This is a genomic window from Nocardioides sp. (assembly GCF_016462705.1).
Taxonomy (GTDB): Bacteria; Actinomycetota; Actinomycetes; order Propionibacteriales; family Nocardioidaceae; genus Nocardioides.
In genome coordinates, this window is sequence record NZ_JAEMSS010000116.1 from 1 (window position 1) to 13,691 (window position 13,691).

The window sequence follows — 13,691 nt, forward strand, 5'->3', positions numbered from 1 at the left end:
ACGCCACACCGACCTGGACCCGCGACCTGACCGCCACCCTCGAGCTCACCGAGGCCAACCTGCTGGGCCTGGACCCCGTCGCCACCGACGTCGACCTACGAGCCCACCTCGACCAGGTCATCCGCGCCTGGGCCGGACGTCCGGACATCAACCTGGTCGTCAAGCCGATCCGCGACCACACCCTCCCCGTCGACTGCGACGACCACGGCATCCGGGCCCGGATCACCTACGCCCCCTCGGTCCGCGACCGCGACCTCGTCGCCCGCCGGGACCGGACCTGCGTCCACCCGCACTGCACCCGCCCCGCCAGGCACTGCGACTGCGACCACATCACCTCCTACGACACCGGCGGCCCCACCTGCCCGCACTGCAACCTCGCGCCCCTGTGCCGCCACCACCACCGGCTCAAGACCCACGCCGGCTGGCGCTACTGGAAGCTCGGACCACCAGGCACCTACCTGTGGCGCGACCCCCACGGGCTGCTCTACCTCCGCACCCGCGACGGCACCCGACAGCTCGAGTAGTCAGTCGAACCGGCCCTGCCGGCCGCGCTTGGTCTCACCACGACGCTTCTTCTGCGCCAGCCGTCGCTCCTTGCTGCCGCGCGTCGGCTTGGTCGCACGCCGTGGAGGTGCGGGGGGCGCGGCCGCCTCCCGGAGCACCTGCGCCAACCGTTCGCGCGCCGCCCGCCGGTTGGCGTGCTGGGTCCGGTGCTCGCTCGCGGTGACGGTCAGGACGCCACCCACCAGCCGGCCGGCAAGCCGCTCCAGCACCCGTTCCTGCAGGTACGCCGGCATGGATGCCGACCCCGCGAGGTCGACCGACAGCTCGACCCGGCTGTCCGTGGTGTTGACGCTCTGGCCTCCCGGACCGGAGGAGCGGGAGAACCGCTCGGCGAGCTCGGCGGCCGGGATGGTCCACGACCGGGTCACCACGAGGTCCTCGGCCATCCGGTCATTGTCGCCCCGGCACGCGCTCGCCCCGGACGCGGCAGTGCCCGCCCCTGGAGAGAGGCGGGCACTGCACGAGTGTGATGCGGGGCTGTGGGTCAGCCCTTGGCGCCGTTCTTGCCACCGGTGGCGACGTAGCTCACGCAGTCACCCTGGTTCTTGAACTTGAACGGGCCGCTGAAGCTCTGCCAGCCACCGTTCTTGCACTGGTCCTTGGTGGTCGGCTTCTCGGGCGAGTCGCAGGCGGTGCCCACCCCGTCCTCGTCCTCGTCCTGCTGGCCGGGGTTGTCCACGGTCGGGCAGTTGTCCGTAGCGTCCGGGACCCCGTCGCCGTCGGCGTCCGGGGGCGGAGGAAGGGTCAGCTCGAAGTCGTAGACGATCTTGTCACCCGCGACCGAAACGTAGAGCGCATCGGCGTTGGAGAGGATGCCGGAGTTGAACGAACCCTGGTTGACGCCGAGCGAGCCCGGGCACGGGGTCACCGGCGCACTACCGGGTCCGCAACTGGCGCCCTCCTCGATCGTCGCGTTCGGGAACGCCGCCACGATGGTCGACCAGGAGCACAACTCGTCTTGGGTCTGACCACAGCCACCCGCGCCGTTGTTGAACCACCACTTGGCCGCACCGCCCCGGTAGGCGTCCCAGTTCTGCCAGACGCCGGTCTGCACCGCCGCATTGCCCTGGTCCTGGTAGGGCTCGTACACCAGATACGCGTCCGGGGCCCCATCACCGGTGATGTCCACGCGCAGGTTCAGGGCGCTCACGCCGGCGACGAAGCCGGTCGATGCCGGGTCGCGGTAGGTCGAGTAGCCGAGGCCGTCGATGTCGGCTAGCCGAACACCGTCGTAGGCGTCGGTGAAGAGCTGGACCTTCGCGGCGTTTTCGGGAGTTCTCAGCTCGAAACTCCCGGCGCCGAGGGGCGGTGTTGCCGGGCCCTGCTCGAAGGTGCCTGTTCCGGGCGCGCGGGTGTCGGCGGGGTACCAGCCGTTGCCCAGGTCGGCCGGCGTGACGACCTCGGTCGTCGTGGCTGCGTGAGCCGGGGAAACGCTGGTCAGTCCGACCAGCGCGGTGGCGGCTGCGGCCGCCAGGAGTTTCGTGCGCATGTGCATCCGTTCTCTGCGAGTGCAGGGCGTCCGGATCTTGCAGACGCATCACTGACCGACGACCCCCCGTCGCCAGCTTCCCCCCGTTGCCCCGGGACCGCGATGCGATCCGACGCGACCCTCTCATCCGATCGTCCGGATGGCCATGACCCACCCGAACCATTGACCCCGGTCCGCGGCATGGCCCGGATGTGTCAGCCCGTTCAGGCGAAGGCGGCGGGCAGCGTGCTCGACCAGGCGTCCCGGACCAGCGACAGCGGCACCGCGAACTGCCCGGCGACGTCGATGCTGTGGCCGCCGGTCTCGCCGAGCCGGGTGAGGGGTACGCCGTGCCGGTCGGCCAGGTCGACCAGCCGCGACTCGTCCGCGGTCGGCACCGTGACCAGCACCCGGCCGGCGGACTCGGAGAACAACGCGACGAACGGGTCCTCGTGCACCTCGGCGAGGTCGACCGTGACGCCGAGGTCGTTGCCGAGCGACGCCTCGACCAGCGCCTGGGCGAGACCGCCCTCGGCCAGGTCGTGGGCGCTCGACACGATCCCCACCGCCTCGCGCAGCAGCTCGGCCAGCGTCTTCTCAGCGGCCAGGTCGACCGTCGGCGGCAGCCCGCCGAGGTGGCCGTGGACGACGTGCGCCCACTCCGACCCGGACAGCTCCTCGCGGGTCTCGCCGAGGAGGAGGACCGACTCGCCGGACGCGCCGAAGGTGGAGGGGGTCCGCTTCGTGACGTCGGCGATGACGCCGAGCACCGCGACGACCGGCGTCGGCAGGATCGCCGTCTCACCGGTCTGGTTGTAGAGGCTGACGTTGCCGCCGGTGACGGGGATGCCGAGCTCGCGGCAGCCGTCGGCCAGGCCCCGGCAGGCCTCGGCGAACTGCCACATCACGTCCGGGTCCTCGGGCGACCCGAAGTTGAGGCAGTCGCTGATCGCCAGCGGCTGGGCTCCCCCGGTCGCGACGTTGCGGTAGGACTCCGCGAGCGCGAGCTGCGCGCCGGCATACGGGTCGAGCTTGGCGAACCGGCCGTTGCAGTCGGTCGACACGGCCACACCCAGGCCGGTCTCCTCGTCGACGCGGATCATCCCGCTGTCGCTGGGCTGCGCCAGCACGGTGTTGCCGCGGACGTAGCGGTCGTACTGGTCGGTGACCCACGACTTGTCGCACAGGTTGGGGCTGCCGGCCATCCGCAGCAGGGTCGACCGCAGCTCGTCGCCGGTGGCCGGCCGGGCCAGCCCCTGCGCACCGTCGGCCTGCAGCGCGTCCTGCCACTGCGGCCTGGCGAACGGACGGTGGTACGTCGGCCCGTCGTGCGCCACCGAGCGGGGCGGCACGTCCACGACCCGCTCGCCGTGCCAGTCGATCTGCAGGCGCCCGGTCTCGGTGACCTCGCCGATGACGGTCGCGTCGACCTCCCACTTCGCGCAGATCGCGAGGAACGCCGCCACGTCGTCCGGCTCGACGACCGCCATCATCCGTTCCTGCGACTCGCTCATCAGGATCTCCTCGGGCGCGAGCGTCGAGTCCCGGAGGGGGACCCGGTCGAGCTCGACGTGCATGCCGCCGTCGCCCGCGCTGGCCAGCTCGGAGGTCGCACACGAGAGCCCGGCACCGCCGAGGTCCTGGATGCCGGCGACCAGGCCCGCCGCGAAGATCTCGAGGGTGCACTCGATGAGCAGCTTCTCCATGAAGGGGTCGCCCACCTGGACGCTCGGGCGCTTGGCCGGGCCGCCCGCGCCGGAGGCGCTCTCCGATGCCGCCTCGAACGTCTCGGACGCCAGGACGGAGACGCCGCCGATCCCGTCGCCGCCGGTCTTGGCGCCGTAGAGGATCACCTGGTTGCCCACGCCGCTGGCCTTGGCGAGGTGGAGGTCCTCGTGCCGGAGGACGCCGACGCACAACGCGTTCACCAACGGGTTGCCGAGGTAGCTCGGGTCGAACACGGTCTCGCCGCCGATGTTGGGCAGGCCGAGACAGTTGCCGTAGCCACCGATGCCGGCGACGATCCCCGGCAGCACCCGGTGGGTGTCGGGTTCGGACAGGGGCCCGAACCGGAGGGGGTCCATGACGGCGACCGGCCGGGCACCCATCGCCAGGATGTCGCGGACGATGCCGCCGACACCGGTCGCCGCACCCTGGTAGGGCTCGACGTACGACGGGTGGTTGTGGCTCTCCACCTTGAAGGTCACCGCGTAGCCCTGGCCGATGTCGATGACGCCCGCGTTCTCGCCGATGCCGGCCAGCATCTTGCCGACCGGCGTCTCCTGCGGGATGTCCGAGAACTGCTTGAGGTGCACCTTGGACGACTTGTAGGAGCAGTGCTCGCTCCACATCACCGAGTACATCGCCAGCTCCGAGCTGGTCGGGCGCCGGCCGAGGATCTCGCGGATCCGCTGGTACTCGTCGGCCTTGAGGCCGAGATCGGCCCACGGCTGCTCGCGCTGCGGGTCCTCGGTGGCGGCCGCGACGGTGTCGAGGCCCGTCACGTGGGCGGTCACCGGGGTGCTCGTCACGGTCGCCAATCTATCGGCGTGGCGTCCCAGGCGCGGCGGCGGCATCGCCGGATGAATTACAGAACTGTAGTTATCCACAACCCCTGTTACTCAAGTGACAGTTGGGATTACGGTGCTCGCAGCCACCAGGCGACTCTCTTCCCCGAGCCAGGCTGGAGCACCTCCCCATGCATCGCCTCATGCATCGCCCTTTCCGCGCCCTCCTCAGCACGCTGGCGCTCAGCGTCGCCCTGATCCTGGGTGTCATCCCCGCCGCACACGCCGACGGCACCAACCCGCCGACGCCCGGCGACTTCACCGGCTACGGCTTCGACCAGTGCCTGACGCCCGAGCAGTACAAGATGAACGCCTGGCTCGAGTCGTCACCGTTCCTGGCGGTCGGCATCTACATCTCCGGCAAGAGCCGCGCCTGCCGGGACCAGCCCAACCTGACCCCGGCGTGGGTGAGCACGCAGCTGAAGAAGGGCTGGCGTCTGCTCCCGATCACGCTGGGGCCCCAGGCCGACTGCCTGGACCGCTTCCCCCGCTACGGCGACGACCCGACGATCAACCCCAAGCCGGGCCGGAAGGGCCGCTACGGCAAGGCCCGCAAGCAGGGGGTCGCCGAGGCGACGACCGCGGTCGCCGAGGCGACCCGGCTCGGCATCGTGCCCGGCAGCACGCTCTGGTACGACCTCGAGGGCTTCAACGTCAACAACACGACCTGCCGCGAGTCCGCCCTGCGGTTCCTCAGCGGCTGGACCACGCAGATCCGTCAGCTCGGGTACGTCTCCGGCGTCTACTCCAGCGTCGGCTCCGGGATCAAGATGCTCGACGACGCGCGCGTCGAACGGCCGGGCGTCTTCGCGCTGCCGGACCGGATCTGGCTCGCCCGGTGGGACGGGGTCGCCAACACCAGCTCGGACTACATCCGTGAGGACGGCTGGCGACCGGGTGGACGGGTCAAGCAGTACAAGGGCGGCCACGACGAGCGCTGGGGCGGGGTGCGGATCAACATCGACAGCAACTACCTCGAGCTCGGCAACGGGTCGGTGGCCCCGGCCGAGGTCCGGTGCGGCGGGACCCGGGTCAGCTTCAAGGAGTACCCGCGCCTCGCGCCGCCCAAGGCCGGTCAGCGACCGGGCGAGCGCAAGGTGACCGCGCTGAAGTGCCTGCTCCGCGAGCAGTCCGTCTACTCGGGCAACCTCAGGGGCACGTACTCCCCCAAGCTGGTCCAGGCGATCAAGGCGTGGAAGCAGGCCCGGGGTCTCAAGACCACCAAGGCCTGGAGCCAGCGCAACTGGGTGATGCTGTTCGCCGTCGCGGACGGCGGCGGCGCCAACCCGGTCCTCAAGGTCGGCTCGACCGGCGACGACGTACGACGCCTCCAGCGGGCGCTCAACGCCGCCGACGGGGCGACCCAGCTGCCGGTCACCGGCGTCTTCGACGGGTTCACCGAGCGTGCCGTGCGCGCCTACCAGGCCCGCACCGGGCTCGAGGGGTCCGGTGTGGCCGGCTCCCAGACCTGGGCGGCGCTCGCCGCTGGGATCCGTTAGGCGAGGACCGACTCGGCCAGGCTCGTGAAGAAGCCCAGCCCGTCGGTGCCGGCACCGGTCAGGTCCTCGACCGCGTGCTCGGGGTGAGGCATCAGGCCGACGACGTTGCCGCGCTCGTTGGTGATGCCGGCGATGTCACGCATCGAGCCGTTGGGGTTGCCGACGAGGTAGCGGGCGACGACCCGCCCCTCCCCCTCCAGCCGGTCGAGGGTGGCGTCGTCGGCGACGTACCCGCCCTCGCCGTTCTTGAGGACGATGGTCACCTCGGCGTCCGCGGCGTAGGCCGAGGTCCACGGGGTGCGGTTGTTCTCGATCCGCAGCCGCTGGTCCTTGCACACGAACTTGCGGTGGTCGTTGCGGATCAGCGCCCCGGGCAGCAGGTGCGACTCGCACAGGATCTGGAAGCCGTTGCAGATCCCGAGCACCGGCATCCCGGCGTTCGCCGCCGCCACGACCTCGGCCATCACCGGCGAGAACCGCGAGATCGCGCCGCAGCGGAGGTAGTCGCCGTAGGAGAAGCCGCCGGGCAGGATCACCGCGTCGACGCCGCGAAGGTCGTGGTCGCCGTGCCAGAGCGCGACCGCCTCGTGCCCGCCGAACCGGACCGCGCGCTGGGCGTCGACGTCGTCGAGCGAGCCGGGGAAGGTGACGACGCCGACCTTCACGCGTCCGCCTCCACGTGCACCTCGAAGTACTCGATCACCGGGTTGGAGAGCAGCGTCTCGGCCATCTGACGGACCTGGTCGAGCACGTCCTCGGTGACCTCCCCGGCCACCTCGAGCTCGAACCGCTTGCCCTGGCGCACGTCGGTGACGCCGGAGAACCCGAGCCGGGGCAGTGCCCCGAGCACGGCCTTGCCCTGGGGGTCGAGGATCTCGGGTTTGGGCATCACGTCGACGACGACTCGAGTCACGGCCTCAGGCTAACGAACTCGGCACAGGGTCCCGGAGAGGCGGGCCCTTGGTCCCTGTCCGTGGACGGACCGACTCCGAACACTGGACCTCATGGGCCAGTGGATCAAGGACTTCGACGAAGGCGACATGACGCAGAAGGACCTCCTCGGAGGGAAGGGCGCCAACCTCGCCGAGATGACCCGGCTGGGCCTTCCGGTCCCGCCGGGTTTCACGATCACGACGGAGGCCTGCCGCGCCTACCTCGCGACCGGCTCGGCGCCCGAGGGGCTCCTCGACGAGGTCGACGAGCACGTCGCCCGGCTCGAGCAGGCGATGGGACGTCGCCTCGGTGACGACGAGGACCCGCTGCTGCTCTCGGTCCGCTCGGGCGCGAAGTTCTCGATGCCCGGGATGATGGACACCGTCCTCGACATCGGTCTCAACGACCGGTCGGTCGAGGGGCTGGCCCGCAGCAGCGGCAACGAGCGGTTCGCCTACGACTCCTACCGGCGGCTGCTGCAGATGTTCGGCAGCACGGTGCTCGGCATCGAGGACGAGGCGTTCGCAGGAGAGCTCGACAAGGTGAAGGCCGACCGCGGCGTGACGGCCGACGTCGACCTGGACGCCGACGCGATGCGTGGCCTGGCGACGACGTACAAGTCCGTCATCCGCGAGCACACCGGCCAGGACTTCCCCCTGGAGCCACGGGCCCAGCTGCTCGCCGCCGTCAACGCCGTCTTCGAGTCGTGGAACACCCCGCGGGCCACCTTCTACCGGCGCCAGGAGCGGATCCCCGAGGACCTCGGCACCGCGGTCAACGTGCAGGTGATGGTGTTCGGCAACCGTGGCGAGGGCTCGGGCTCCGGCGTCTGCTTCACGCGGGACCCGGGCAGCGGGCACCAGGGCGTCTACGGCGACTACCTCGAGAACGCCCAGGGCGAGGACGTCGTCGCCGGCATCCGCAACACCATGCCGCTGGCCGACCTGGAGGGCATCGACAAGCCGTCCTACGACGAGCTGCTCGCGGTGATGGCCCGGCTCGAGGCCCACTACCGCGACCTGTGCGACATCGAGTTCACGATCGAGGCCACCAAGCTCTGGATCCTCCAGACCCGCGTCGGCAAGCGCACCCCCGAGGCCGCGTTCCGGATCGCCAAGGCGATGGTGGACGAGGGCGTCATCGACGCCGACGACGCGGTCCGCCGGGTCACCGGCGCCCAGCTCGCCCGGCTGCTGTTCCCGCGGTTCGACCAGTCCGCCGACCGGGTGCTGCTCAGCACCGGGATCGGCGCGTCCCCCGGCGCCGCCTCCGGCAGGATCGCGCTCGACTCGACCACCGCGACCGAGTGGGCGGGCCGTGGCGAGCGCGTGATCCTGGTGCGCAAGGAGACCAACCCCGACGACCTGCCCGGCATGGTGGCCGCGCGCGGGATCCTCACCAGCCGCGGCGGCAAGACCTCCCACGCGGCGGTCGTGGCCCGCGGCATGGGCCGCACCTGCGTGTGCGGCGCCGAGGAGCTCGAGGTCGACGTCGAGAAGCGCGTCGTGCACGTCCGTGGGGGCCGGACCCTCGCCGAGGGCGACCAGATCTCCATCGACGGCACCAGTGGCGAGGTCTTCCTCGGCGACGTCCCCGTCACCGAGTCGCTGATCGTCCGCCACCTCGAGGGCACCGCCGACGAGGAGGACTCCCTCGTCGACGCGGTGGCGTTCGTGCTCGACCGCGCGGACGCCGTACGCCGGCTGGGTGTGCGGGCCAACGCCGACACCCCGGACGACGCCGCCCGGGCCCGCCGCTTCGGCGCCCACGGCATCGGCCTGTGCCGCACCGAGCACATGTTCCTCGGCCCGCGCCGCGAGCTCGTCGAGCGGCTGATCCTGGCCGAGGACGACGCCGGACGCGAGGCCGCCCTGGCCGACCTGCTGCCCCTGCAGCGCGCGGACTTCACCGAGATCCTGGAGCAGATGGACGGCCTCCCGGTGACCATCCGGCTGATCGACCCCCCGCTGCACGAGTTCCTGCCCGACCAGACCGCCCTGGCCGTCCGGGTCGCCCTCGAGGACGACCACGGCCAGCGCGACCGTCAGCACCACCGGCTGCTCGAGGCGGTGGGCCGGCTGCACGAGCAGAACCCCATGCTCGGGCTGCGCGGGGTCCGGCTGGGCATCGCGGTGCCGGGCCTGTTCACGATGCAGGCGCGGGCCGTCCTGGAGGCGGCCGCCGACCGGATCGAAGCCGGCGGCGACCCGCGTCCCGAGATCATGATCCCGCTGGTGGCGACGGCCGAGGAGCTCACGCTCGTCCGTCCCGAGATCGAGGCGGTCGTGGCGGACGTCCAGGCCGAGCGGGGCCTCACCATCCCGGTGCGGATCGGCACCATGATCGAGGTCCCCCGGGCAGCGCTCACCGCCGACCGGATCGCCGAGGACGCGGACTTCTTCTCGTTCGGGACCAACGACCTGACCCAGATGACGTGGGGCTTCTCCCGTGACGACGTCGAGGCGGCGTTCTTCCCGACCTACCTCGACCACGGCGTCTTCGCCGTGTCGCCCTTCGAGTCGATCGACGTGGCCGGTGTCGGCTCCCTGGTCGAGACCGCCGTGCGGCTCGGTCGGGAGACCCGGCCCGAGCTGCACCTCGGGGTCTGCGGGGAGCACGGCGGCGACCCGGAGTCGATCCACTTCTTCGAGCGCGCCGGTCTCGACTACGTCTCCTGCTCGCCGTTCCGGGTCCCGATCGCGCGGCTCGAGGCGGCGCGGGCCGTGCTGACGGGGTGAACGATGGACAAGAGCCCCTCGGTCCAGCCGGCCCTGCTCGAGCTGGCGCCGTACGAGTGCTGGCGGTTGCTGGACCAGCCGGTGCGGATCGCCAGGGTCGTCTGGACCGTTGACGGGGCCGCGGCGATCGTCCCGGTCAACTACGCGGTGGCCGACGGGGCCCTGTGGTTCCGGACCACGCCCCACTCGCGGCTGGCCCAGGAGTGCCCCGGCCGGGAGGTCCTCGTCGAGGTCGACTCGCTGGACCCGGTGGCCCAGTCGGGCTGGAGCGTGATCGTCACCGGGGTCGCCGAGAGCATCGACGGCCTCGACGTTCCCGACATCCTGGGCGGGCTGCACGTGTGGCCACGAGGGCACCGACCGCTGTTCCTGCGGGTCATGGCCGACAAGGTGACCGGCCGCCGGCTGCCGTCGCCGTACTGAGTCCCCACCACTGCGCCAGACTGGGTGCCATGAGCATGAACAGGCCCGGCGCGTCCCCCGCCAACCCGCTCCGGCTGGAGTTCCCGCAGTCACTGGCGGTCTACGACGACTACGCCGCCGCGCAGAAGGCCGTCGACCACCTCTCCGACCAGAAGTTCCCGGTCGAACAGCTGATGATCGTCGGCACCGACCTCAAGCGGATCGAGCGGATCACGGGCCGGCTCACGAGCGGTCGGGTGGCCGTGGGCGGGATCCTGTCCGGTGTCTGGTTCGGGCTCTTCATCGGTGTGCTGCTGTCGCTGTTCAGCGACGGCGGCGAGAGCACGCTGGCGATCATCCTGTCCACCGTCCTGATCGGCGCCCTGTTCGGGATGGTGTTCGCCCTGGTCGGCTACGCCTTCACCCGGGGCCAGCGGGACTTCTCGTCGGTCACCGCGGTCGTCGCGACCAAGTACGAGGTGCTCGTCGAGCACAAGTCGGCCGCGCAGGCCCGCGAGCTCCTCGCCGGCCTCCCCGGTGGGCTGCCCGACCCGTTCGCCTGAGCTGACGCCGGCGACTACCGCTCGTAGTCGTCGCGACCGGGCAGGCCCATCTCGTCCCGCAGGCCGTTCTCGGTGATCTCGACCGGGTGCTCGGGGTCGATCACGGCCGGGGTCCCGGGGTCGTCGTCGTGGTCGATCGGCAGGCCGGTGGCAGCGAGCTCACCGTTGTCGACACCCGCGGTCTCTCCGTCGAGATCGTCGGCATGACCGGTGACGTGGTCCCAGAGGTGGGCGAGCTCGTGCCCGAGGACGACCGAGGGCGGCGTGTGACCGCGCAGGTCGTCGTAGGTCGGGTCGTAGCCGAGCACGTAGTCGGGTCCCTCGGCGCCGGTCGGGTCCAGGAACGCCCGGTCCGGGTCCCCGGGCTGGTGCTCGCGGATCACCACCGTGCCGTCGTCGCCCTCCTCGAGACCGTCAAGGATCCCGGCCAGCAGCTCGTGGCCGTTGGGCGAGGCCGCCAGCAGCGCGAGGTCCGCCCGGACCCGGGCCTCGAACTCCGGAGAGCCCTCGATCGTCACGTAGTCGTCGAGGTCCACCGCACCGGTCGGCTGGGCGTACGACGTGTCGTGGCCGCTGCCGCCCACGACGGCGTCGGCACCGGTGCCCCCGTAGGCGACGTCCGGGTCGGCACCGCCGGCCAGGTGGTCGTCACCGGCGCCGCCGGACAGCACGTCCGCCCCGGACCCGCCGAGGATCTCGTCGTCCCCCAGGCCGCCCTCGATGTAGTCGTCGCCCTCGCCGCCGGCGAGCGTGTCCGCACCCCCCAACCCGTAGACCGTGTCGTCACCCTGCCCGCCGTCGACGAGGTCGCCGGCGTCCTGGCCGTCCAGGTAGTCCTGCCCGGCGTTGCCGAACAGGTGGTCGTGGGCGTCCCCGCCCGTCACGACGTCGTGGCCGGTCCCGGCGACGATCGTGTCGCCGCCGGCGCCTCCGTGCACCTCGTCGGCGCCTTCGCCGGCCAGCACCGTGACACCGTCACGGATCCCGGGATCCACCGTGACCGAGTCGTCGCCCGTGCCGGTGCGGATCTCGACCTCGGTGCCCTCCGGGAACCGGTGGTAGACGCCGTCGACGTCGACCAGGACCTCGCCCGTAGCGGGGTCCCGGCTGACGACCACGTCGTCGACGCCACCGCCGGTGTTGACGACGACGACGCCGTCGACCACGAGGATGCCGGTGCGGTCGGTGTCCTCGGGCAGCTCGAACGACGGAGCGCCCGCGGCGGCGTCGGCCCAGCGCCCGGCGAGCGCGGTCCACTCCCGGGCCAGGTCGTCGAGCCCGGCCAGGTCTCCCACCAGGGCCGCGTCGAGGCCGCTGCGGATCCCGACGGCCTCGTCGCGCGCCTCCTCGACCAGCAGCCTCTCGGCGTCGTCAGCCGGGCGGAAGACGACCTCGCGGCCGGCGACCGTGTGGGCGACGCCCGCGACCCGCGCCCAGGCGCCCTGCAGCCGGCTCTCCGCGGCGCGGATCGAGCCCGCGGCCGCGCGGAGGACGCCGGCGGCCCGGTCGGCGAGGGCGGTGCCCCGGTCGACGTCAGCGACGAGCCGCCGCCGGTGTGCGTCGTACCCGTCGGCCGAGTCGCCCTCCCAGCCGGCCCCGAGCACAGCCAGCGCGGCGGCGTTGACGTCGTCCACGGTCGCCGCCAGCGCGGCTCCTGCCCCGGTCCACGAGGTGGCCGCCTGCTCGAGAGCGGCGGCGTCGTGCCGCAGCGTCCACAGACCGGCGGTCATCCGACGCCGGTCCGCCGGAGCGTAGGGACGCCGGCGAACCGGTGGGCCGCCGACTCGTCGACGACCGAGACGTCGAAGGCCACCCGCAGAACGTCGTCGGCGTCCTCCTGGAGCACGCTGACGAGCCGTCCGACGGCCACGTCCGCCGCCTCGGCCGCTCGGTGGGCGGCGGCGACGAACGAAGGCCCGTGCAGGGTGTCGCCGCCGGCGGAGTCGGCGGGGCCCAGCGCCGCGCCGGCTCCGGACCACTCCTCCGCCAGACGGACGGACGCGTCCAGGGTGGCGCGGGCGAGCCGCACGAACTCCTCCGCCACGACCTGCATGCGAGCGATCTGCCCCGTCGGCGCGGCGGCAAAACGTTCCGGCGGGGTCAGCCGTCCTTGCGGCGGGCGTTCTGGACGACCACGATCGCCAGCGCGACGCCCAGCCCGGCGGTGAGGGCGCCGGCGTAGGCCCAGAAGTCCTCGTCCGTCATCGAGCTGCCCCCGATCCAGCCGTTGCCCTGGCCGAACCAGACGCCGCCGACCAGGATCATCAGGCCGGCGATCGCGAGACCGACCGTGCGGCCCAAGGTCACGAGAGCTCGCGCTTGAGGATCTTGCCGGTGGCCGTCATCGGCAGCGAGGGCACGAACTCGATGACCCGCGGGTACTTGTAGGCCGCCATCTCCTTCTTGCCCCACTCGACGAGCTCGTCCTCGGTGACCGAGGCGCCGTCGTTGAGGATGACGACCGCCTTGATCTCCTCGCCGTGGCTGTCGTGCGGGACGCCGATGACCGCGGCCAGCGAGACGTCCGGGTGCGACATCAGCACCTCCTCGACCTCCCGCGGGTACACGTTGTACCCACCGCGGATGATCATGTCCTTGGACCTGTCGACGATGTAGTACCAGCCGTCGGCGTCGCGACGGCCCAGGTCGCCCGTCCGGAACCAGCCGTCCTGGATCGCCTCGTCGGTCGCGTCGGGACGGCCGTAGTAGCCCTTCATGATGTTGTGGCCCTTGATCGCGATCTCGCCGATCGTGTCCTCCGACCACTCGACCTCGTCCCAGGAGTCGGGCTGGATCAGCTTCATCTCCACGCCCGGGACCGGCTTGCCGATGGAGCCGACCCGGACCCCCTCGCCTAGCGGAGAGAAGCTGGCGACCGGGGAGGTCTCGGAGAGCCCGTAGCCCTCGAGGATGGTGACGCCGAACTTCGTCTCGAAGTCCTTGTGCACCTCGACCGG

General features: G+C 71.7%; 14 protein-coding genes. 5 read left to right on the forward strand and 9 right to left on the reverse strand.

Annotation, left to right across the window (positions count from 1 at the left end; translation table 11 throughout):
- Nucleotides 1-524: HNH endonuclease signature motif containing protein (locus JHD21_RS14620; RefSeq protein ID WP_292676678.1), on the forward strand; the 524-nt coding region annotated here is incomplete at its 5' end.
- On the opposite strand, the gene arfB is transcribed toward JHD21_RS14620, so the two are convergent.
- The 3 genes from arfB to purL form a co-directional block, all read right to left on the reverse strand.
- Nucleotides 525-950 carry an alternative ribosome rescue aminoacyl-tRNA hydrolase ArfB gene (gene arfB, locus JHD21_RS14625; protein ID WP_292676680.1) on the reverse strand — a complete coding sequence of 142 codons (426 nt, stop codon included), beginning with the start codon at nucleotides 948-950 and terminating at the stop codon, nucleotides 525-527.
- 98 nt (nucleotides 951-1,048) lie between these two features.
- Nucleotides 1,049-2,053, reverse strand: coding sequence for a thrombospondin type 3 repeat-containing protein (locus JHD21_RS14630; protein WP_292676682.1), 1,005 nt, complete (start codon nucleotides 2,051-2,053; stop codon nucleotides 1,049-1,051).
- 203 nt (nucleotides 2,054-2,256) lie between these two features.
- Nucleotides 2,257-4,548: a phosphoribosylformylglycinamidine synthase subunit PurL gene (gene purL, locus JHD21_RS14635; protein WP_292676703.1), complete on the reverse strand. Its 2,292-nt coding sequence runs from the start codon at nucleotides 4,546-4,548 to the stop codon at nucleotides 2,257-2,259.
- Nucleotides 4,549-4,742: 194 nt separating this feature from the next.
- On the opposite strand from purL, the gene JHD21_RS14640 reads away from it, so the two are divergent.
- Entirely contained in the window at nucleotides 4,743-6,098 is a 1,356-nt protein-coding gene (locus tag JHD21_RS14640) for a glycoside hydrolase domain-containing protein (RefSeq protein WP_292676684.1), read from the forward strand.
- Here the strand turns inward: JHD21_RS14640 and purQ are convergent.
- Both purQ and purS read right to left on the reverse strand, forming a co-directional pair.
- A complete protein-coding gene (purQ, locus tag JHD21_RS14645; protein WP_292676686.1) occupies nucleotides 6,095-6,763 on the reverse strand; it encodes a phosphoribosylformylglycinamidine synthase subunit PurQ in 669 nt (222 codons plus the stop codon). The genes JHD21_RS14640 and purQ overlap by 4 nt on opposite strands.
- Nucleotides 6,760-7,011 (reverse strand): phosphoribosylformylglycinamidine synthase subunit PurS, encoded by a 252-nt coding sequence (gene purS, locus JHD21_RS14650; RefSeq protein ID WP_292676688.1) that lies wholly within the window; start codon nucleotides 7,009-7,011, stop codon nucleotides 6,760-6,762. The genes purQ and purS overlap by 4 nt, the downstream gene beginning before the upstream one ends.
- A 91-nt stretch (nucleotides 7,012-7,102) precedes the next feature.
- Between purS and ppdK the strand changes: the two genes are divergently transcribed.
- The 3 genes from ppdK to JHD21_RS14665 are packed head-to-tail and all read left to right on the forward strand — an operon-like array spanning nucleotide 7,103 to nucleotide 10,734.
- Nucleotides 7,103-9,769, forward strand: a complete 2,667-nt coding sequence (ppdK, locus tag JHD21_RS14655) for a pyruvate, phosphate dikinase (RefSeq protein WP_292676690.1) — start codon at nucleotides 7,103-7,105, stop codon at nucleotides 9,767-9,769.
- Nucleotides 9,770-9,772: 3 nt separating this feature from the next.
- Nucleotides 9,773-10,192, forward strand: coding sequence for a pyridoxamine 5'-phosphate oxidase family protein (locus JHD21_RS14660; RefSeq protein ID WP_292676692.1), 420 nt, complete (start codon nucleotides 9,773-9,775; stop codon nucleotides 10,190-10,192).
- Between the two features lie 35 nt (nucleotides 10,193-10,227).
- Nucleotides 10,228-10,734: a general stress protein gene (locus JHD21_RS14665; RefSeq protein WP_292676705.1), complete on the forward strand. Its 507-nt coding sequence runs from the start codon at nucleotides 10,228-10,230 to the stop codon at nucleotides 10,732-10,734.
- 14 nt (nucleotides 10,735-10,748) lie between these two features.
- Here JHD21_RS14665 and JHD21_RS14670 read toward each other — a convergent pair whose 3' ends face one another.
- The 4 genes from JHD21_RS14670 to JHD21_RS14685 all read right to left on the reverse strand — a co-directional run.
- Complete coding sequence (locus JHD21_RS14670) at nucleotides 10,749-12,464, reverse strand: M91 family zinc metallopeptidase (protein WP_292676694.1); 1,716 nt, start codon at nucleotides 12,462-12,464, stop codon at nucleotides 10,749-10,751.
- Nucleotides 12,461-12,787 carry a hypothetical protein gene (locus JHD21_RS14675; protein ID WP_292676696.1) on the reverse strand — a complete coding sequence of 109 codons (327 nt, stop codon included), beginning with the start codon at nucleotides 12,785-12,787 and terminating at the stop codon, nucleotides 12,461-12,463. The genes JHD21_RS14670 and JHD21_RS14675 overlap by 4 nt, the downstream gene beginning before the upstream one ends.
- 47 nt (nucleotides 12,788-12,834) lie before the next feature.
- Nucleotides 12,835-13,041 carry a hypothetical protein gene (locus JHD21_RS14680; protein WP_292676698.1) on the reverse strand — a complete coding sequence of 69 codons (207 nt, stop codon included), beginning with the start codon at nucleotides 13,039-13,041 and terminating at the stop codon, nucleotides 12,835-12,837.
- Nucleotides 13,038-13,691, reverse strand: a 654-nt coding sequence (locus JHD21_RS14685; RefSeq protein WP_292676700.1) for an AMP-binding protein, incomplete at its 5' end; no start/stop codon positions are given. The genes JHD21_RS14685 and JHD21_RS14680, both read right to left, overlap by 4 nt.

What these genes read in the sequence shown, in the direction of transcription:
- JHD21_RS14665 (WP_292676705.1), top strand. Translation starts at nt 10,228, where the DNA reads ATGAACAGGCCCGGCGCGTCCCCCGCCAACCCGCTCCGGCTGGAGTTC.
- JHD21_RS14640 (WP_292676684.1), top strand. Translation starts at nt 4,743, where the DNA reads ATGCATCGCCCTTTCCGCGCCCTCCTCAGCACGCTGGCGCTCAGCGTC.
- JHD21_RS14660 (WP_292676692.1), top strand. Translation starts at nt 9,773, where the DNA reads ATGGACAAGAGCCCCTCGGTCCAGCCGGCCCTGCTCGAGCTGGCGCCG.
- ppdK (WP_292676690.1), top strand. Translation starts at nt 7,103, where the DNA reads ATGGGCCAGTGGATCAAGGACTTCGACGAAGGCGACATGACGCAGAAG.
- JHD21_RS14675 (WP_292676696.1), bottom strand. Translation starts at nt 12,787, where the DNA reads ATGCAGGTCGTGGCGGAGGAGTTCGTGCGGCTCGCCCGCGCCACCCTG.
- JHD21_RS14630 (WP_292676682.1), bottom strand. Translation starts at nt 2,053, where the DNA reads ATGCGCACGAAACTCCTGGCGGCCGCAGCCGCCACCGCGCTGGTCGGA.
- arfB (WP_292676680.1), bottom strand. Translation starts at nt 950, where the DNA reads ATGGCCGAGGACCTCGTGGTGACCCGGTCGTGGACCATCCCGGCCGCC.
- JHD21_RS14670 (WP_292676694.1), bottom strand. Translation starts at nt 12,464, where the DNA reads ATGACCGCCGGTCTGTGGACGCTGCGGCACGACGCCGCCGCTCTCGAG.